This is a genomic window from Nostoc sp. LEGE 06077, from assembly GCF_015207705.1.
GTDB lineage: Bacteria > Cyanobacteriota > Cyanobacteriia > Cyanobacteriales > Nostocaceae > Nostoc_B.
This window is the reverse complement of the sequence record NZ_JADEWI010000039.1, coordinates 21,679-42,042: the sequence shown is the minus strand read 5'-3', so window position 1 is coordinate 42,042 and position 20,364 is coordinate 21,679. Positions and strand designations below refer to the sequence as shown.

The window sequence follows — 20,364 nt, the reverse complement described above, 5'->3', positions numbered from 1 at the left end:
TACTTTGGACTGAAAGTAACTGAGTCTAGCCCGATTGTAATTCTAGCAATTAGCCTCTAATCAAAAATCTAAAATTCTATGTCTCCCCTTGTCGGTATTATCATGGGCAGCGATTCTGATTTGCCCACCATGAAAGATGCGATCGCCGTTTGTGCAGAGTTTGGTGTAGAAGCAGAAGTGGCGATCATTTCTGCCCATCGTACTCCAGAACGGATGGTGCAATATACCCAAACAGCCCATCAAAGGGGCATTAAGGTAATTATCGCTGGTGCTGGTGGTGCGGCTCATCTCCCTGGAATGGTAGCCTCACTCACGCCCTTACCTGTAATTGGTGTACCTGTAGCCACCCGGAATTTACAAGGTGTTGATTCTTTATATTCTATTGTGCAAATGCCAGCAGGTATCCCAGTGGCAACGGTAGCCATTGGTAACGCGAAGAATGCTGGGCTGTTAGCTGTGCAAATTCTGGCTACTCACCAACCAGATTTACTCGCCAAAGTTCAACAATATCGCCAATCTCTAGCGGAATTGGTGATGGCAAAGCAAGCAAAATTAGACCAGTTAGGCTATGAACAATATTTAGAAGAGGAACTTTAACCACAGATAAAGGGTGTGAGAGGGCAGAAATATAAGAGTGGTGCAGACTTTTCCACCCTTGTATTTAATTCATTAAGGTTAGTCTTTTTTCCCTACACCCGCCCCTACGGGGCTTAGTAATGATGGTGACTAAAGAAATTAAGTAACAGTTGGGTAATTTTTTTTATAAAAATTTAATATTATTTTTTAATTTTGTTTACCAATAAGGATAAATCCATTCCCTGTAAAGGATGTAGTTTTTTACTCTCATCACTTTCAGAGTACGAAAAAAAAAGTCATCAAAAAACAGTATCTAAAGATACAGAATTGCGGTTTTGATAAATAGAGAATCAATCAAATTTATTTGTGAATTCACCAATATTTACAACAGAAACTACTTGAATAATTCCTGTCAGGGAATTTTTTGTAAGTTCACAGTAGCAAACTTGCAGCAGTCTAAATGTATTGTGCAACTGATGTGTCACGGCCTGCTTGATTTTTTACCAGCATTGTATTGACAATTGCCAGCAGTTAAGCGCATCAAGTACGATAATTCCAAGATTAAAGATTAAGTGAAGGAGACTTGACTGTTTCGGATAATACATAATAATTTCTTAAGGGTAACAGCAAAAAATATTTACAAGAGTTTAGTGAATTTTCTAAACTCCTACTTAGGCTATTTGGCTTTCTGGCGTGGAAATAAGTGGTTTAAAAATAAATATCAAAAACCACTTTATTTAACTTAAAACGTTAGTTTTTTTGCTCTAGATGTTTTTCCATTCAGGATGGTTTGGAGGATGATGTTCAAACTCATGCAGAGAAAGAAATCAAAAACAAAAATTAGGCGATTATCTGCCAGAAATTACGCTAAAAGCACACAATTTAACTCAACACTCAAGCGATTAAATTTAGCAATTAAGCGACTTTCTCCCAGTTGGCAAGCTTGCTTACCGTTGGCTTGTCTAATTGTATTGGGTTGGGGTTATGTAGCCGTTGCTCAAACTCCTGCACCGGCAGGCCCGACAACAGCAGAACTGAAAATTGCTATTGATACATTATGGGTAGCGATCGCTGCCTTTTTAGTGTTTTTCATGAACGCCGGTTTTTGTATGTTAGAAACCGGGTTTTGTCGCCAAAAGAACGCCGTTAACGTTCTCTCCAAGAACTTGATTGTATTTGCCCTATCGACCGTAGCATTTTGGGCGATCGGCTTTGGTTTAATGTTTGGCGATGGTAATGACTTCATCGGACTCAGCGGCTTGTTCCTATCGGGAGCGGATAATAGCCCTGCGATCGGAGATGCTTATCAAGGAGTTTTTAGCGCACTCAGTTGGACAGGCGTTCCGTTAGCTGCCAAGTTCTTATTCCAGTTAGTGTTTGCGGGAACCGCAGCCACAATTGTGTCTGGTGCAGTAGCCGAACGGATTAAGTTTGTTGATTTCTTAATTTTCAGCGTCTTACTTGTAGGTATTGCCTATCCTATTACCGGACACTGGATTTGGGGTGCTGGTTGGTTGGCAGATATGGGCTTTTGGGATTTTGCTGGTTCTACAGTAGTTCACTCCGTTGGTGGTTGGGCTGCGTTGATGGGGGCTGCATTTCTTGGGCCACGGATTGGCAAATATCAAGATAAACAAGCTGTGGCTCTCCCTGGTCACAACATGAGTATTGCCACTTTAGGTTGCTTGATTTTGTGGTTGGGCTGGTTTGGTTTCAACCCCGGTTCTGTAATGGCCGCCGACCCAAATGCCATTACTCACATTGCTTTAACAACTAACATGGCAGGTGCAGTTGGTGGTATTGCTGCCACAGCTGTCGCTTGGTTGTACTTAGGTAAACCAGACTTGTCCATGATTATTAACGGTATTTTGGCTGGCTTGGTAGGTATTACAGCCTCTTGTGCTTATGTCAACATTCCAAGTTCCATAATCATTGGTTTGGTTGCTGGCGTTTTAGTTGTTTTCGCTGTGCCATTTTTTGACAAAATCGGTATTGATGACCCAGTAGGTGCTACCTCAGTTCACCTCGTTTGCGGTATTTGGGGTACTTTAGCTGTTGGTTTATTTTCTGTCGGCCCTGGTGGCTATCCTTGGCTAGTTGACTTAGCTGGTAAACCAGTCGGCCCACATGGTTTATTTTTCGGTGGTGGTTTTGGGACATTAATTCCCCAAATCGTCGGTATTCTGGCAGTTGGAGGGATAACTGTTCTTCTCAGCAGCATCTTCTGGTTAGCACTAAAGGCGACTTTGGGAATCAGAGTCACCAGAGAAGAAGAATTAGAAGGTTTGGATATTGGTGAACACGGTATGGAAGCTTATAGTGGATTTCTCAAAGAAGCTAGTCCTGGTGGATTTTCTGAAGGGACTAGTTCTGGAGGAATGTCATCAGGTGGTGATGTACCAAGTACCTTGTAAACTGGTACATCTCTAGTTTTATTGCTGATCAATATCCGCCTCTACACATTCATTTTTAATGTAGAGAGCGGTTTTTTTATGAAATATGCGCCATCCCTTTGCAAGCAATTTGATAGAGATTTTGTTATGCAATAGCTTTTGTGAAAAACGAAAAAATTTAAATTTAACACTGTCGCTTTTTTATGATGATCAAGTCCCTAATTTATTTTGTCTGGGCTGGTTTATTGGAACTAGGAGGATGTTATCTGATCTGGTTGTGGTTGAGACAAGATCAGTCATTTTGGTTAGGAATTTTGGGTGGAATTAGTTTAGTTCTTTATGGTGTAATTTCTACTTTTCAACCTGCGGATTTTGGGAGAGTGTACGCAGCTTATGGTGGCGTGTTTATCGTTATGGCAATGCTTTGGGGTTGGCAAGTGGATAAAGTCACACCTGATAATTACGACTTGATTGGTATTTTTTTAGCATTGCTTAGTGTTCTAATTATCATGTTTGCACCTCGAAATTAAGTGCAATCTCGCTTGTGATTTTTCTGTTGATTCCTTCTTAAAAGTGCTAACTCATATACAAAAGTTTTACATTCCCCAAGAGAATGTAATTACTTGAACAAAAATTCCAAAAAATTGCGAATACACATTAATTAATATGTTAGCAACTATCACAAGGATTATATTTTTGTTAATCTTTGGGGAATCAATCTGATTGAGTATCTTTAGAGACAAAAATAAGTTGCAAAAAAGAATGAAATGTATTTTAGTATACAAAAAATCTTGAGTTCCAGTAGAAGGGGACAAAAACAAGTGTTGAAGAAAGTTTTGACGATCGCGGCTATGACCCTATTATTTGTAGGATGGCCGTTCATGGGCAATGCTTTTGCCCAAACATCAGCAGCGGCTCCACCTACGGCTGATACAGGAGATACAGCATTTATGCTGGTATCATCAGCACTAGTTTTGTTGATGACACCAGGATTAGCGTTCTTTTATGGTGGATTCGTGCGATCGCGCAACATCCTCAACACTTTGATGATGAGCTTTGTGTTGATGGCCATTGTTGGCGTTACCTGGGTGTTGTGGGGCTATAGCTTGGCTTTTGCACCAGGGAACCCCATTATCGGTGGTTTACAGTGGGTGGGATTAAATGGTGTCGGTCTAGAAACAACTAATTATCTCCAAGGTTCTGATCCGCCAGAAGTCGTTTCTTATGCCGGGACAATACCCCATCAGGCATACATGATTTATCAAGCCATGTTTGCCATTATCACCCCAGCATTGATTTCCGGTGCGATCGCCGAACGGATGAGTTTCCGCGCCTACAGTTTATTTGTCTTACTGTGGTCAACCTTTATTTATAGCCCCCTCGCTCACATGGTCTGGGCCAAAGGTGGATTCCTCGGCTTATACGGTGGTTTAGGCGCTCTCGACTTTGCTGGTGGGACAGTCGTACATATTAGTTCTGGGGTTTCGGCGTTAGTGGCTGCGATCGTTCTCGGCCCTCGCAAAACTCACCCTGATCGTCTCAGTCCACCCCACAACGTGCCTTTTATTTTGTTAGGTGCTGGCTTATTGTGGTTTGGTTGGTTTGGCTTTAATGCGGGTAGTGCTTTATCTGTGGCTAGTGGAACTTCTGGTGATTTAACCACTAACATAGCGACTACTGCCTTTGTGGCTACCAATACTGCGGCGGCGGCGGCGGCTTTGATGTGGCTGATTTTAGAAGCAACGCTACGGGGTAAACCCACTGCTGTAGGCGCGGCGACAGGGGCGGTTGCTGGTTTGGTAGGAATTACCCCAGCCGCAGGATTTGTGACTCCAATAGCCGCAATTTTAATTGGTTTTATTACCTCTTTTGTCTGCTTCTATGCAGTGAGTTTCAAACACAAACTCCAAATCGACGATGCCTTAGATACCTATCCCGTACATGGTGTTGGTGGCACAGTTGGGGCAATCTTAACCGCAGTATTTGCCACAACCCAAGTTAATGGCGGCGGGAAAAACGGAGTGTTGCATGGTAACTTTGGTGAGCTAGGAGTAGAACTAGTAGCAATTTTGGTTGCTTATGCGATCGCCGCAGTTGGTACTTTTCTAATTCTCAAATTTATCGATGCTACCATTGGTCTGCGAGTTAAAGAAGAAGCCGAGATTCAAGGTTTGGATATCAACGAACACGGGGAAGAAGGTTACAACTCGGAATTTGGTGGCGATCGGCCTGTCAATTAAAGTGCTGAGTACTCCAAAATCAACACTCAGAACTTTTTTAGTGACTTTTGCTAACTAGCGGATAAAATTTGAGTCAAATTATCAGTAAATTTCGCTAGTCGTGACCACTTCTGCAAAAACCTTCCCCATTTGGGCATTGTTATCGTTGGCTACCAACGGCATACTCATGTTGGCGGTCATCCTGCTGATTTTACAACGGCAGAGATTGACCGCTGTTTTTAATAGTTTGCCTTCACAACAGTCAGTTAACGCATCCCAAACTATCGCACCAGAGTTAGGCCGCCATTATCAACTCAATTATCAACAGTGGTTGGATGTTCTTAAACAAGAAGCTCAAGCTGCTACCGAGAAAAATCCTGAGCATTTAAGTATCCTCGCGGGAGATTCTATCAGCCTGTGGTTTCCCACAGAATTGTTACCAGAAAATAGATATTGGCTGAATCAAGCAATTTCTGGTGAAAACAGCACTGGACTCTTAAAAAGATTAGAGATATTTGATAGTACCAAACCAGAGATAATTTTTGTGATGATTGGCATTAATGACCTCATCCGTGGAGAAAGTGATGAAGTCATTTTAGAGAATCAGCGACAAATTATCAGATACCTCCGCAAAGCGCATCCCACAGCGCAAGTCGTTGTCCAGTCAATTTTGCCACACGGTGCAGAAGAAGCAACCTGGGAAGGACGAGATAAACTCCTGCTGCTTCCTAACAGTCGCATTCGCCAGTTGAATCAACAATTACAACGCATAGCCGCTAGACGCGGCGCAAAATATCTCGATTTATATTCTTTATTTGCAAATCAACAAGGTAATCTCCGTCCTGAACTCTCGACTGATGGTTTACACCTCAGTTCCGCTGGCTATCTGGTTTGGCGTACTGCATTGCAGATTTATACTCAATCAGGAACTTAATCTTTTGCCTTTTTACTTTTTACTTTTAACTTAAATTGTGTCTCCACGGGCGAAAATCAGAAAGAGGAGACATCATAGAATTAAATATGGATACAAAAGCTTTTAAACGTACACTCCAACATTCAGAAAATTACAATCGCAAAGGGTTTGGTCATCAAGCAGAAGTCACAACCCAGTTGCAATCTGAATATCAAAGCAGTTTGATTCAAGAAATCCGCGATCGCAATTACATTTTGCAACGGGGCGATGTTACCATTCGCCTAGCCCAAGCTTTTGGGTTTTGCTGGGGTGTAGAACGTGCTGTAGCTATGGCTTATGAAACTCGTCAGCACTTCCCCACAGAACAGATTTGGATTACTAACGAAATTATCCACAATCCTTCTGTAAATCAACGAATGCAAGAGATGGAAGTCAAATTTATTCCTGTAGACACAGGTAAAAAGGACTTTTCTGTTGTGGAAACCAATGATGTAGTGATCCTACCTGCATTTGGAGCCAGCGTTCAAGAAATGCAAATATTACACGATAAAGGCTGCAAAATTGTCGATACCACTTGTCCTTGGGTCTCCAAAGTTTGGAATACCGTGGAAAAGCATAAAAAAATCGATTGCACCTCAATTATTCACGGTAAATATAAGCACGAGGAAACCGTTGCGACAAGTTCTTTTGCAGGTAAATATTTAATTGTTCTGAATTTAAAAGAAGCACAATACGTTGCTGACTACATTCTTCACGGTGGTAATCGAGAAGAATTTTTACAAAAATTTGCCAAAGCTTGTTCTCTTGGGTTTGACCCAGACCGAGATTTAGAACGAGTTGGTATTGCTAACCAAACCACCATGCTAAAAGGTGAAACCGAGCAAATTGGTAAGCTGTTTGAACGAACGATGATGCAGAAGTATGGCCCGGCTGAGTTAAATCAGCATTTTCAAAGCTTCAATACTATCTGTGATGCTACCCAAGAACGGCAAGATGCGATGTTGGAATTAGTACACCATGATTTAGATTTAATGGTGGTGATTGGTGGGTTTAACTCATCAAATACGACCCAATTGCAACAAATTGCTTTTGAAAAGGGTATTCCTTCATATCATATTGATGCTGTCCAACGGATTAAATCTGGTAGCGCTATTGAACATCGCCAATTAAATGGAGAATTAGCGATCGCCGAAAATTGGCTACCACCAGGTAAAATCGTCGTCGGTGTAACTTCTGGTGCATCCACACCTGATAAAGTCGTCGAAGACATCATTGAAAAGATTTTTAGCCTCACAGCTTAGGGTGTAAGGGGTTTAGGGGTGTATGGGTTATGAATACCTCTTCCTATATGGGATAAAGGTATCTATATAGCGGTTCTCGGTTGAATGTAGCACTGTTGTGACCTCTCTCTTTGCAGGCTAACGTGTACACACACATCATCAGATCCCCCTAAATCCCCCTTTTTAAGGGAGACTTGAAGAAATTTCACCGCTTTTAAACTAAAGCTTTCAATAAGGCCTGAAGTTTCAGTTGTACTTCCGCAAATTCTTTATCAGGGTCAGAACCGGCGACAATACCTGCACCTGCGTAAAGTCTAGCGCGATCGCCATCAATTAATGCCGAACGAATACCTACAATAAATTCGCAGTTACCTTGCGAGTCTATCCAACCTAGAGGCGCAGCGTACAAACCCCTCTCAAAGCTTTCGTAACGCCGAATTTCTGCACAAGCCACATCTCGCGCCGCGCCAGCAACGGCTGGTGTCGGATGCAGTTGGGAGACAATTTTTAAGGGGTGGACATTGGCGGGAACTATGGCGCTAATAGGTGTCCATAAATGTTGGATATTCGATAGCTGTCGCAAACGTGGCGGTAATATTTGGGGTGATAAACCGAGTTGTGATAGGCGTTGAGTAATGAAGTCAATCACCAATGAATGTTCATGTTGTTCTTTTTCACTGTTGAGTAACCGATTCGCATTTGCAGCGTCTTCGGCTGGTGTTTTACCCCGTGGTGCAGAACCAGCTAAAGCATCGGTGATTAACTGTTGATTCTGAATACAAATTAATCTTTCAGGACTTGCTCCAATAAAGTTTTGTCCTTTACCATTACTTGTGGAAAAAACATAACAATTAGGATGGATTTGTCTCAGATTATCTAATGATTTATATAAATTAAACTGATGATTTGCGCGAACATCTAAGGCATCAGCCAGCACAATCTTGCTTAAATGACTAGCCTGGATTTTTTCTAAAGCAGAGACTACAGAACGCTTAAATTCTGTACCCTGCGTTACCGATTGCTTACTAAAGTTTGTTGATAAAAAATCAAGTTTGGGCGAGAAATATTCTAAAGAATTAATAAGTTCGATTTTGTGCCATAAATTATGCCAGATTTTTTCTAAATTGGTGTTAGCTGTTATTAATATGTTTGAGACTAAGATGCAACGCTGATTTTTGACAGCTATTTGCCAACGGGGTAGAAATATCGTCGCTGAGGGAAAGGGATAATCAGCTTGAATGTTTTGGTTAAAAAAACTAAAGTAACAAAAAAAACGGGGGCTGGTAAAAGGTTCGTGCGGATCACCAAAGTTAATTATATTTTTTAGACAATTTTTGATAAAATATTCTGCTTGATTAAAACGGTCTTGCCCATCAATTTGCAATTTTGCGACAGCATCAATCGCCGCGATTGCCTCTCCTTTACCTCTGTTCTCAAAGTAAAAATTTATTTCATTTGCTTGCGCTAGTTTATCCAATACAACTAAAGGATCAACCCAGTCAAGTTCTAGGGAAATACTCACAATTTGCCGACAATTATTGTTGAGGCAATTTTCTTGAACTGCTAACAGAAATTGGTATATGTCTTTGTGCGTTACAAAGAAGTTGTTACGACATGGTGAAACTGTCATGGATCTAATAATAGTAAATTTTTTTTAAGTTATCTTCCTAAAGTGTAATTAATCATGGTCTATTTCTACAGGTAACATATTCCGTAGACATTTCACCAGAGTATAGTTTTCTTTGTTTAGGGTATTACCAAACGCTGACAAGCTATACTCAGTTTCAACCTGCAACCAAAAAATAAGTTTTACTAAGGAAGGGTTAAACAGCCCAAAAAAGTGCTGAGTAATAAGTGCTAAGTGCTGAGTAAAATAATTAAAGAAGAATTCAGAAGTCGGAATTCAGGAGTCATAATTCAGTTAGTGAGGAATTCAAACCCGTTACTAATTGTAAATTACTAATCTTAAGGTTTTGTGTAGGTTTTAAATCCGCTTATTCATTCCCTAAATCATCCAGAATTTATCCTGAATTCTGACAACCGATTCCTGAATTGTATTTTGGTAAACCGTGGGTAATTTAATGAATGTTAACTAATGACTACCAAGCAAATTTCACATTCTAAACGTAAGCTGTGGATGGCGGCAATTAAACCGCCAATGTACAGTGTGGCAATTATGCCTGTATGGATAGGAACAGCAATTGCTTTTGCCGAAACCAAGAATTTGAATACAACAGTATTTTTAACTTTTTTAGTAGCGGCAATATTAATTCTGGTATGGGAGAACTTAAGTAATGATGTCTTTGATTCTGAAACAGGAATTGATCAGAATAAACATCATTCTCTCGTGAATTTAACTGGGAAGAAATCGCTAATATTTTGGTTAGCAAATCTGTGTCTGGTGGCTGGGTTGTTAGGAATACTCGCGATCGCCACTTGGCAACAAGACCCAACTGTGATCATTATGGTTTTGGTGGCTTGTGCTTTGGGATATATATATCAAGGGCCGCCCTTCCGGCTAGGATACCAAGGATTAGGCGAAATTCTCTGCTTCTTTGCCTTTGGGCCGTTATTAGTGCCAACGGTATATTACAGCCAAACGCAAACTTGGTCGATCGCCAGTTTTGCCGCTTCAGTGATTGTCGGGATTGTCACCAGCTTAATTTTGTTTTGTTCACACTTTCACCAAGTTAAGGATGACATAGCCGCCGGGAAGCGATCGCCCATTGTGCGTTTAGGTACAGCTAACGGTGCAAAAGTTTTAATTTGGTTCACCGCTGGTATCTATCCTTTTTCCTTGTTGTTTGTGATTTTGGGAATCTTCCCAGTCTGGACATTGTTGAGTTGGCTGAGTTTACCCTACGCCATCAAATTATGTCGCCATGTCCAACAAAATCACAACCAGCCAGAAAAAGTTAGCAACTGTAAATTCATCGCCGTAGCTGTGCATTTCTGGAGTTGTTTGTTATTGGGTGTAGGATTTTTCATCGGTTGATGAGGCGCAAAAGGTACGAAATAAATAATTACCGCCGATGAACGCAAATAAATTTGTAACTCAATACTCAACACTCAATACTCAGCACGGGCTAAACGCCCCGCTACCGCTAACAGCACTCAGCACTCAGCACTCAACACTTTTTGAGTTTCGTCCTTATCAACGGAGATTTACCAAGCCACTGATTACTCATCACGGTGTTTGGGATACCCGCGAAGGTATTATTTTGCGTCTTGTGGATGAAGCAGGGAAAATTGGCTGGGGAGAAATTGCGCCTATTAGTTGGTTTGGTTCCGAAACTTTAGAAAAAGCTTTAGATTTTTGTCACCAACTACCCCAAGAAATTACACCGGAGACGATTTTTGCCATTCCCGATGATTTACCCGCTTGTCAATTTGGGTTTGAATCAGCATTAGGCGACGGTGTACACACAAGTCGAATTACCCCCCTTAATCCCCCCTTAGAAATGGGGGAAACTGGAAAACCTAGTTCAGGAAATCAAGAAAAGCTGGTTTACAGTGGGTTACTTCCTGCGGGGGAGGTGGCTTTACAACAATGGGAAACGCTGTGGGAAAGAGGATATCGCACATTTAAATGGAAAATTGGCGTAGATGCGATCGCCAAAGAACTAGCAATATTTGATAACCTAACTCGTAGCTTACCCGCCTCAGCCAAATTGCGCCTAGATGCTAACGGCGGACTCAGTTATACAGAAGCGAAATTATGGCTAGAGACTTGCGACAATATTCAGGGTGAATTACCTATAGAAATCGAATTTCTCGAACAACCCTTACCTGTGGAAGAATTAGCGGCGATGTTGGAGTTAAGTAGATTTTACAAGACTGCGATCGCTTTAGATGAATCCGTCGCCACACTCCCCCAAATCATCAGTTGTTATCAACAAGGCTGGCGAGGAATTTTCGTCATCAAACCCGGAATCGTCGGTTCACCATCAAAACTGCGACACTTTTGTCAACAACATCAAATTGATGCTGTATTTTCCTCAGTCTTTGAGACAGTTATTGGTAAACAAGCTGCACTTAACCTAGCAGCAGAATTATCTCGCAAAAACAGAGCAGTTGGTTTTGGCGTTGATCATTTTTTTGTCCAAGCAGAAGTAACAAGTCCTGAAAATCTATGGAACAACCTTTAACTTATCTGCAAAATTTAACTCAAAATGATTGGTTAATTGCCGACAACAGCCATCAATTTTTAGTAATAGCTAAACAACTATATTTAGAACTCACAGAAATATTAAAACAGCGTGATACACCACCAAAAATTATTCTGGCTGAACCCGAATCAGTCAAATTTTTAGCCAGCTTTCTCGCCGCTTGTGCAGCCAATTGTCCAGTTTTTCTCTGCAACCCCGACTGGGGAACACAAGAATGGGAACAAGTATTTGCATTAGTCCAACCGGATATCATTTGGGGAATAGATTCTATTACCCACTTAGCACCCAGCACTCAGCACTCATTACCCATCACCCAGCACTCAGCACTAATAATGATTCCCACAGGTGGTTCATCAGGCAAAATTAAATTTGCTATCCATACTTGGGAAACCCTCACCTCATCCGTGCAAGGATTTACAGAATATTTCCAGTTAACCCAAGTGAATTCTTTTTGTGTATTACCTCTATATCACGTCAGTGGATTAATGCAATTTATGCGTTCTTTCACAACAGGCGGTAAACTCGTTATCTTACTATTCAAGTCTCTAGAATTAAGTCAACCACCTACAATTCAGCCAACAGAATTTTTCCTTTCTTTAGTACCGACTCAACTACAACGCCTTTTACAAAATGCCGAATTAACCCAATGGTTAGCCCAATTTCAAACAATAATGTTAGGAGGCGCACCAGCTTGGCCAGAACTATTAGAAAAAGCCCGATTTCACAACATTAAGTTAGCACCAACCTATGGTATGACAGAAACCGCCTCGCAAATTGCTACCCTCAAACCTGATGACTTTCTGCAAGGTAAAATTAACAGTGGACAAATTTTACCCCATGCCCAGGTGACAATTCGCAATCAACAAGGCGAAGTTTTGCCACCTCATCAAATTGGTAATATTACTATTCAAGCTAAATCTTTAGCTCTTGGCTACTATCCTCATCCTGGGAAAAATCAAGATTATTTCCACGTAGATGATTTAGGATATTTAGATGAACAAGGTTATCTAAATATTATCGGACGTGATAGCGACAAAATTATTACTGGTGGCGAAAACGTTTACCCAGGGGAAATAGAAGCAGCTATCCGCGCAACGCAAATGATTGCCGATGTTTGTGTAATTGGTGTACCTGATAAATATTGGGGACAAGCATTAACAGCTATATATATTCCTCTAGATGCTAATATTTCTATTCTAGAAATTAAAACTCTACTGCAAGATAAACTCAGTAAATTTAAAATTCCTAAATATTGGATTTGCCTTGATAATTTACCCCGTAACGCCCAAGGTAAAGTTAATCGTCAAGCACTACAACAAATAGCCGCAGATTTTTTGCAAAATCACAGAGAACAGGCAACACTAAAATAATGCCTTACGCCCTGACAATTAACTCGTTCGTTACAAATGAGGTAGCGTTAATAAAAAACCTTACGTTGTTCGTCACCAATGAGTTAAGGTTCTCTATGGATGAGGTAGCGTTTATAAGAAACATTACGTCACTTGTCACCAATGAGTTAAGGTTCTTTATGGATGAGGTAGCGTTTATAAGAAACCTTCCCTCGTTCGGCACTAATGAGTTAAAGTTCTCGATAAATGAGGTAATGTTATAGCTGTAACCAAGCTAGTTAAGACATCGGTAAGCGATAAAAATTAGACAATAAAAGACTTTTAACTCAGTCACCTGTCCCCTGATATTGTAACAATTTAACCTCACATCACCTCTCTAGATTTCCGCCTCTCCGCGCCCTCTGCGTCTCTGCGGTTCGTTTCCAGCCACTGCATAATCTCATCAGATAATTCTTGCTTACTTCGACTATTCACATCAATACAAACATGGCGAGTAATTGCCTTAGTAACTAATACCTCTGTAATGCTGATTTCGTAAGCAATCTCAAACTTATCTGCACTTAACTTTTGCGGAATTAAGCTCACATTTAACTCATCACCGCAATACATTGGACGGAAAAAATCAACATTGACATGAACAATGGGAAAAGCTACAGAAGGCTTAGTAAAAAAAGCTTTGATATTTATTCCCGCTGCTTCAAGAGATGCTTCATAAGCTTCATGACAAATGCTCAAAACATTGGCGAAATAAACTACACCCGCAGCATCGGTATCTACAAAGCGCACAGTACGTTTATAAATAAAAGACATTTTTGTATAATTAAAAATTAAAAAACAAAATGGCAAGCTCTTAGCCTGCCATCTCAAATTATCTCACTCCAATCACGCTAGTTATCAATTTAAGGGGTAATATATATCTTCCGAATGAGGGTTTAGATAAGGGCGTTGCAAGTCAACTGAATGTATGGCAAAGTGTTTTTCAATTGACTTCATTCGCTCCTCCATTGCATCTTTACCTTTTTGCCATACTTCTAATAAAGCATGGGCAACAATTTGGCAACGGTTCATCCCAAAACTTTCTTGAGTCGCGAATTTTTGAATGGGTTCTTCGGCTAAACTTAGTCCTGGGGCTAAATACTTAGTGAACAAAGGGATCTCTGGTTGAAAATGTGTTTGATGTTCGGCGTAAACAGCCTGAAGAATTTGGTGAATTGCTGGGTAGTCTTCCCGTTCAAAATAAAGTAAGCCTGAGTCGTAGCGTCCGTAGGCTCTAGGATTGTAAAGCACTTGAAAGGTAAAGGGAAGGGCAGCTTTGTTGAGTTGCTGGGTCAGGCTATCCATGAGAGCGATCGCCCCATCTGCCGTAATATTGAAATAGATTCTTCCTGTTCCCAATTCCGCATCTACACTCTGCTGTTCTTGTCCCACATCACTTACAGCTACATAACAGCCATTTTGGAGATGATTTTTCGGCATCCAAATAGATACCGACTCACCCGGTTTAGCAGATTTACTCTGAGGTTTCAGATGACAATCTGGCTCAATATATAACGTTAAACCACATTTCGTCACTGCCATACTACCATCAGGCTCATGTCGTAGCACTTGCCAACTATGGTCAAAATATCCTTTTCCGTGGTTACTTTTGTGCAGTTGGGCGTAAAATTCCCAGTCAATACCCAAATGAGGATTATTCGCTAAATTTGGCTGTGGTACACAATTAGGTGTATCACCATTAACAGCTAAAACATTTTGCAGAGAACCGTTGTAATAAATCCCATAAAGAAAATTACGCAGTAGCAACGTGAGATATTTTTGCTGTAACGCCACAGAATTTTGCTGAAATCTATCCGCTACTTTCGCTGGTAATGCAAAAGTTTGATAATCAGGATGGTGAATGGAAAAGTTAGATTCAATCTGGATATTGCGAGCAATATCGCATAGAGAATTTAACAAAGGATTGGTAGAAGTGTCTAGCATGGCTGGAGAGAGATGAAGAGGACAAGGAACGGAAGATAAGAAAGACGATGACAATCTTTTAACAACCACGTAGACGAGTTTTTTCGTAGTATAGAGGAACCAATTTTGGTGATTTTTGTGGTTGGGTAAGTTGATGCTGTTTAGCCATTGGTTCAATAATCTCTGATGCAGTAACACCAAAAACAGTCGGTACCGATTTCTCTGGGATAGTGAGGAGATTTTGCGCTACTTGTAGCGCACACATATCAGTATTATCGAAGTCTTGTTGATGCTTAATTTTGTCTTGAATTTGGTGAATTAGTCCGAGTCCCGCAAACTGAATCACTCGCTCTACAAAGTCTGGGCGGTGTTCTAAAATAGCGGGAAAAGCATTAAGGTAAGCTTGAATTAAAGTTAGTAGTGAAGGTTGAATTGCAGCTAGTGGTATCATTGCTAACTGCAAAGATTCTTCTAACTCCAGCATGGGATCGATGACTAAACTAGCAAGCCAAATTCTTAAATAGCTGGCGATTAAAGTACCTAAATCATAAACTGGATCTCCCCAGGCGCAAGCTTCCCAGTCTATGAGGCGTACTAAGCAATTATCTAGCTTGTCCCAACGAGAATGCAGCAAAATGTTGTGCAACTTCAAATCGTTGTGAGTTAAACAGCAAGGCTTCCATTCACAAGCTAAATCTGCGATCGCATATTCTAAACTCTCATAGCGCTGATAAAAAGTATAAAATTGCAATGCTGATTTCGGCACTGCACCAAAAATATCAGGAGTCAGTGATTCTACACCTTGTGCTGGGTTGTAAAAGTTATAGCGATATTCTCCCGCTGGCGCTGTCGCCATGAAATCACGATATTCTCGGCGCTGGAAAGTCGCACGGTGTAAGGCTGCAATTGTTGTACCAATAGCAGTGGCGATTTCTGTGGGGAAGCTATGGCTATGTTGATAAAAGTTACCTAATTCCAAATATTCACTTAAATAATTGCGGACAAGGATAGAGTTTTCCTCGTCATAATGTACTACTAATGATGCGATCGCTGCAATATTACCTAAAACGGGAAACTGTTTGAGTAACTGGTGAAATAGCCACTCATTAAAAAATTCATGGAGATTTCCGTCATTTTCCTGACGATGTTCTTGTTTAACTAGTAATTGGCGCTGATTTCCCAGACTTACTAGTAAATTGAAATTCTTTTTGCTACTTCCTGGCACATCAGACAAGTGGGAATTGCCATCTTCTAAGCTACACAGCCCTGATGCTTGCAGATACTGAATAACATTTTGAGAAGATAGTTGTAATAACATATTTGATTTCCTACTTCGTAAAAGTGCTGAGATAATCAATTACTTAATTTCAGGATTATTGTTACTTGTGGACTTTAAGTAGATGGCAATAAGTATCTAAATATCAATTATTCTTTCTACTCCACTAATATCTTATTTCTGATATTTAGGACTGCCAAAATGGCATGATTACCTTTATTTTTGCTTTAAATATTACTCAAGATTACTATCAAAACTTTAAAATCACGAGCTGCTTTTAGGGAAAATACTAGACTTGTGGATACTTTTATTTACAGCATTCATAGTTTCCTATCTCAGCTAAACTTAAAAAGTAATTAAAATTACCTAATACTAATTTTACCTGACTAGAACTTGATTAATTCCAACAACAATATGTTGAGCATAAAGCCTTGATTGGCAAGGTTTATGGTTTTTTATGCTAGATATTGACCACTTATTAATTGAGTTAATCTAGATGGTAATTCAAGTATTTAGTAGCATAAAAAACATTGCCTCATAATTATCTAACAATTATTAGATAACAGTAATTAATGACTGGAATGACTCATAGATACACGGTAATAATTGAGTATTTACCTAAAACTAACTGTCTGAAGATGGATGTTACATAAACATGAGGATGCAAAACTCAATCAGGATTTTGATTCAGCCTGAAATGAGACTAAAAATGCTATATACATAGTGTATTGCGTTATCAACGCGAGATGAACGCACAAACCCCGGTTGCTGGATGGGTAAACTCTTAACTGTACCCAAAACTGTCAAAATTACAGACAATATTATCTTTATTTATCATTACTAAATAAACAAAACCGGATGTTTTGCCAAAAGGATGCTGAATTTTTTGCGGTCGAATATTAATAATTTATGCTGTGACTTCCGTAGCAGGCAAGATTTTTTACCAACGCTGTCTAATTGCCTAGCGATCGCCACAACAGTAAAACAATACAAATGTACTATTACCTATACTTACGGAGAGTTAGCGAAAGAAAACCATCGTTCAGTGATTTGGTGAGAATCAGCAGAACTTGGTTACAACACTTAAATATCTCTCTAAATCAGACCAATGACAAAAGACAACCTTCACCACTTAACTTGACTTGTAACGGTAGCCTTACCCGACTACTAATTGATGCACCATCAAAACCAGCGCCAGCGCCCCCAACACAATCATTAATCCCGCCGGCATAAACTTGCGTGTCTTGGCAAATCGTACAGCAAACACAACCACTAAAACCCCAGTCACACCAGCGGCTAGAGTCAAACCCCAAGGTTGTCCTTGGAGTTGCCAGTAAGCAAATAGAATCAGTAAAAAACCGCTAAAACCACCACTAAGGAGTGAAACCTGACTACGCGCCTGAACATAGCCCATAATTCCACCGACAATTGCTAAGATACCGTAGGCAAAAGCAGCAATTACACCTAAATTCATTGTTACAACCTATGTAGATTTTGACTTTACAGGCAAGGTCGGCAGACAATTTACCATAGCTATTTTTAGCTATATCACCCAGTTGATTGATGGATATTCCAGCGATGGCAACGGCAAGTAATTCGTCATTAGCCCAGATTCAATTTCTCCAACGTCAAGCAGCATCTCTTTTACTCTACCAATCTGTCCTCCAGAGCGAAGCCGCGATCGCCTTTCTGGATCTGTTGCAAGCAATACGTTACACTGATGCCGACGCTAGGGGTTGTCTCCAAGCTTACGGCAATTACTTCCACGCCTTAGCAGCACGCAATCAAAATTGGGAAGACTATTTAATTTCGCAAATTCTCATTTGTGAAAATCCCTTTAGCCGACTGGCGCAACAAAAAGACTTTCATGAGTTACCTCCGGCTTTAGTTGCAGCAGTTCAACATGATTTACAAATATTACAAAGTCTTTATGAATGCAGCACGGCTTGTCTAAGTGAGTGGGTGCAGACTGTTGCTCATTTGCCAGTTTCGCCTGTAGTTTGGTATCAAGAACACAGTCATTTCAGCAGCAACACAAACCTGTATTTGCCAGACTGGGAACATTGGGCTGATGCTGTCGCAGAATTAGCTGCTTATTATCAAAAATTTGGCGCAGGTTTATTTGCTGAGTATCGCGCCTTGCGTTGGCAAAGTGGGGAGTTTGTCGGTATTTCCTATCCTGATCCAATTAAGTTAAGTACCCTGGTAGGTTATGAATGGCAGCGTGATGCGTTGCTGAAAAATACAGAGTTTTTATTATGCGGCGAAACAGCATTGCACGTATTACTTTATGGTAGTCGCGGTTCCGGTAAATCTTCTTTAGTCAAAGCCTTATTAAATGAGTATGGGGAACGTCAACTACGTGTACTAGAAGTAGGCAAATCTGACTTGCAAGATTTACCCAACATTGTCGAACAGTTACGCGGTTTACCCCAAAAATTTATCATCTTTGTTGATGACCTCTCCTTTGAGGAAGATGACGATGCGTTTAAAGCCCTTAAGGTAGTTTTAGAAGGAAATTTAACCGCGCGGCCACAAAATGTAGTTGTCTACGCTACCTCTAACCGTCGCCACCTGATTCGGGAATATTTCGCCGATAGACCCACCCCCAAAGATCACGAAGAAATCCATGCTTGGGATACCATGCAAGAGAAGTTATCATTTAGCGATCGCTTTGGTTTGACCTTAACCTTTGAACCAGCAAATCAACAGACTTATTTAACAATTATTCGCCATTTAGCCGTACAAGCAAAAATTAATCTCAGCCCAGAAGATTTAGAATATCAAGCATTACAGTGGGCAACACGTCATAACGGTCGTTCTGGACGCACAGCACGGCAATTTATTGATTTTTTAAAAGCAGATATATCTCTCTTTAGTACAACTAATCTTAATTCTGATCCTCAGCCCCAATCTTAAGTACGCATTACGGATTAACACTAAAACCCAGCAATATGCAAGCAGTAATGGTCAGCAATCGATTTCTTTTAGGTGTAGTTGCCTTTAGTGTCAGTTTTGGGCTTAGTCTGGTTCCCAACTGGAATTTTAGTCAAGCTTTCATTACAGGCATAATTACTGTACTTGCTACTTATGCCGCAGCATTATTTGTTGATAAACGCCGTAGACATCATGAAATGTTAGTGTTAGTGACCTTGCGTAAACGAATTAAAGAGCAAGAAGCTTTAAAAAATCGCATTTATCGAGAAATCAAACAAATAGAAGAACATCGCAGCTTATTATATGGCGAGACACAAAAACTTCAAAATCAAATTGCAGAATCTCGCAACCAAAGAGATAGTCTGCATCGAGAATTGAGTAATTTTGCTGGGCAGAAAAAACAATTAGAAACTGAAACTAATAACTTAAAAAATACAATTCAAACTTTAGAGCAAACAAATACAGAATTGAGTCACACTTGCTCTAACCTCACAGCGGAAAAACGTCGCTTAGAATTACACAGTAATGTTTCTCATGCAGAAATTGTCCAGTTACAAACTCAAATTGATCAACTGCGACAAGACAAACAAGAACTGGAGAATAATTTAACCTTACTAGGTAGACTCAAGCCTCAGCTAGAGGAGAAAATGTATGAACTCAGAATTCAAATTCAAGAGCTAGAAATTGTTGTCTCTCAGCAAAATAAATTATTAGCCGATACCATAACTGAAAGAAACGACATCATTAGTACCCTGAATAGTTTAAATCAGCAAACGTTAGATAAACAATCAGAACTACAACAGCTACATGATCAGGTTTCAATATTACAAGCAGAACGAGATTTATTACAAAACCAAGTTTGGGAATTACTCCAACAAACAGAAACACTTAATTTAGACTATATACCTGTAAATCTACCCTCAGAAGATGAAACTGATTTATTTCCCTTTGCCGACTTAATCGCATCTTCAGAAGATGTAAGTGAAGATTTACCGGAAGAATGGACTAATTTATTAGAAAAATTACCAGGTCATGAAATAGAAGTATTAAAAGCGATATTACAAGCAGATAACACCAAAGCGGCGATTAAACAAATTGCGGAAGCAAACATTACCATGCCAAATCTATTAATTGATTCGATTAATGACCGCGCAAATGATACTATTGGCGAATTAATCATTGAGCCTGGAGAAGATATTCCCGAAGTTTATCAAGAACACCTGAACAATGTCCGCAAAATGATTGCTATGTACGAAGACCTCATGAGTAGGCAAGCCTCATCAAATTAATATT

The 20,364-nt window shown here is 40.1% G+C and carries 17 protein-coding genes; 12 read left to right on the top strand and 5 right to left on the bottom strand.

What is annotated here, in order from left to right; all coding sequences use genetic code 11:
* Positions 1-78 precede the first annotated feature (78 nt).
* The 6 genes from purE (at position 79) to IQ244_RS21600 (ending at position 7,402) form a co-directional block, all read left to right on the top strand.
* Positions 79-597, top strand: coding sequence for a 5-(carboxyamino)imidazole ribonucleotide mutase (purE, locus tag IQ244_RS21625; protein ID WP_193897890.1), 519 nt, complete (start codon positions 79-81; stop codon positions 595-597).
* Positions 598-1,388: 791 nt separating this feature from the next.
* Positions 1,389-2,990 carry an ammonium transporter gene (locus IQ244_RS21620; protein ID WP_193897889.1) on the top strand — a complete coding sequence of 534 codons (1,602 nt, stop codon included), beginning with the start codon at positions 1,389-1,391 and terminating at the stop codon, positions 2,988-2,990.
* A gap of 185 nt (positions 2,991-3,175) precedes the next feature.
* Positions 3,176-3,499 (top strand): YnfA family protein, encoded by a 324-nt coding sequence (locus IQ244_RS21615; protein WP_193897930.1) that lies wholly within the window; start codon positions 3,176-3,178, stop codon positions 3,497-3,499.
* A gap of 321 nt (positions 3,500-3,820) precedes the next feature.
* Positions 3,821-5,209 (top strand): ammonium transporter, encoded by a 1,389-nt coding sequence (locus IQ244_RS21610; protein ID WP_416209790.1) that lies wholly within the window; start codon positions 3,821-3,823, stop codon positions 5,207-5,209.
* Positions 5,210-5,309: 100 nt separating this feature from the next.
* On the top strand, positions 5,310-6,122 hold the full coding sequence (locus tag IQ244_RS21605) for an SGNH/GDSL hydrolase family protein (RefSeq protein ID WP_193897885.1): 813 nt from the start codon (positions 5,310-5,312) through the stop codon (positions 6,120-6,122).
* A gap of 86 nt (positions 6,123-6,208) precedes the next feature.
* Positions 6,209-7,402, top strand: coding sequence for a 4-hydroxy-3-methylbut-2-enyl diphosphate reductase (locus IQ244_RS21600; protein WP_193897883.1), 1,194 nt, complete (start codon positions 6,209-6,211; stop codon positions 7,400-7,402).
* Between the two features lie 193 nt (positions 7,403-7,595).
* Here IQ244_RS21600 and IQ244_RS21595 read toward each other — a convergent pair whose 3' ends face one another.
* Positions 7,596-9,011, bottom strand: a complete 1,416-nt coding sequence (locus tag IQ244_RS21595) for an isochorismate synthase (protein WP_193897881.1) — start codon at positions 9,009-9,011, stop codon at positions 7,596-7,598.
* Between the two features lie 465 nt (positions 9,012-9,476).
* Here IQ244_RS21595 and menA point away from each other — a divergent pair, with 465 nt between their 5' ends.
* Genes menA through IQ244_RS21580 form a run of 3 tightly spaced genes read left to right on the top strand, consistent with a single transcriptional unit; the run spans position 9,477 to position 12,920 of the window.
* The gene (gene menA / locus IQ244_RS21590) at positions 9,477-10,376 is read left to right on the top strand and encodes a 2-carboxy-1,4-naphthoquinone phytyltransferase (protein ID WP_193897879.1); all 900 of its coding nucleotides are present in this window, start codon (positions 9,477-9,479) and stop codon (positions 10,374-10,376) included.
* 37 nt (positions 10,377-10,413) lie between these two features.
* Positions 10,414-11,529, top strand: a complete 1,116-nt coding sequence (locus IQ244_RS21585) for an o-succinylbenzoate synthase (RefSeq protein WP_193897877.1) — start codon at positions 10,414-10,416, stop codon at positions 11,527-11,529.
* Complete coding sequence (locus tag IQ244_RS21580) at positions 11,514-12,920, top strand: 2-succinylbenzoate--CoA ligase (RefSeq protein WP_193897875.1); 1,407 nt, start codon at positions 11,514-11,516, stop codon at positions 12,918-12,920. The genes IQ244_RS21585 and IQ244_RS21580 overlap by 16 nt, the downstream gene beginning before the upstream one ends.
* Positions 12,921-13,262: 342 nt before the next feature.
* Here the strand turns inward: IQ244_RS21580 and IQ244_RS21575 are convergent, their stop codons facing one another.
* The 3 genes from IQ244_RS21575 to IQ244_RS21565 form a co-directional block, all read right to left on the bottom strand.
* A complete protein-coding gene (locus tag IQ244_RS21575) occupies positions 13,263-13,709 on the bottom strand; it encodes an acyl-CoA thioesterase (protein WP_193897873.1) in 447 nt (148 codons plus the stop codon).
* A gap of 84 nt (positions 13,710-13,793) precedes the next feature.
* Positions 13,794-14,879 carry a T3SS effector HopA1 family protein gene (locus IQ244_RS21570; RefSeq protein WP_193897871.1) on the bottom strand — a complete coding sequence of 362 codons (1,086 nt, stop codon included), beginning with the start codon at positions 14,877-14,879 and terminating at the stop codon, positions 13,794-13,796.
* Between the two features lie 58 nt (positions 14,880-14,937).
* A complete protein-coding gene (locus IQ244_RS21565) occupies positions 14,938-16,176 on the bottom strand; it encodes a phosphotransferase family protein (protein ID WP_193897869.1) in 1,239 nt (412 codons plus the stop codon).
* Positions 16,177-17,008: 832 nt separating this feature from the next.
* Between IQ244_RS21565 and IQ244_RS21560 the strand changes: the two genes are divergently transcribed.
* Positions 17,009-17,191, top strand: a complete 183-nt coding sequence (locus IQ244_RS21560) for a hypothetical protein (protein ID WP_193897868.1) — start codon at positions 17,009-17,011, stop codon at positions 17,189-17,191.
* Positions 17,192-17,290: 99 nt separating this feature from the next.
* Here the strand turns inward: IQ244_RS21560 and IQ244_RS21555 are convergent, their stop codons facing one another.
* Positions 17,291-17,608 carry a TMEM14 family protein gene (locus tag IQ244_RS21555; protein ID WP_193897867.1) on the bottom strand — a complete coding sequence of 106 codons (318 nt, stop codon included), beginning with the start codon at positions 17,606-17,608 and terminating at the stop codon, positions 17,291-17,293.
* A gap of 89 nt (positions 17,609-17,697) precedes the next feature.
* Here IQ244_RS21555 and IQ244_RS21550 point away from each other — a divergent pair, with 89 nt between their 5' ends.
* Entirely contained in the window at positions 17,698-19,053 is a 1,356-nt protein-coding gene (locus IQ244_RS21550; protein WP_228059061.1) for an ATP-binding protein, read from the top strand.
* A 35-nt stretch (positions 19,054-19,088) separates the two neighbouring features.
* Positions 19,089-20,360, top strand: a complete 1,272-nt coding sequence (locus IQ244_RS21545; protein ID WP_193897866.1) for a tellurite resistance TerB C-terminal domain-containing protein — start codon at positions 19,089-19,091, stop codon at positions 20,358-20,360.
* Positions 20,361-20,364 lie beyond the last annotated feature (4 nt).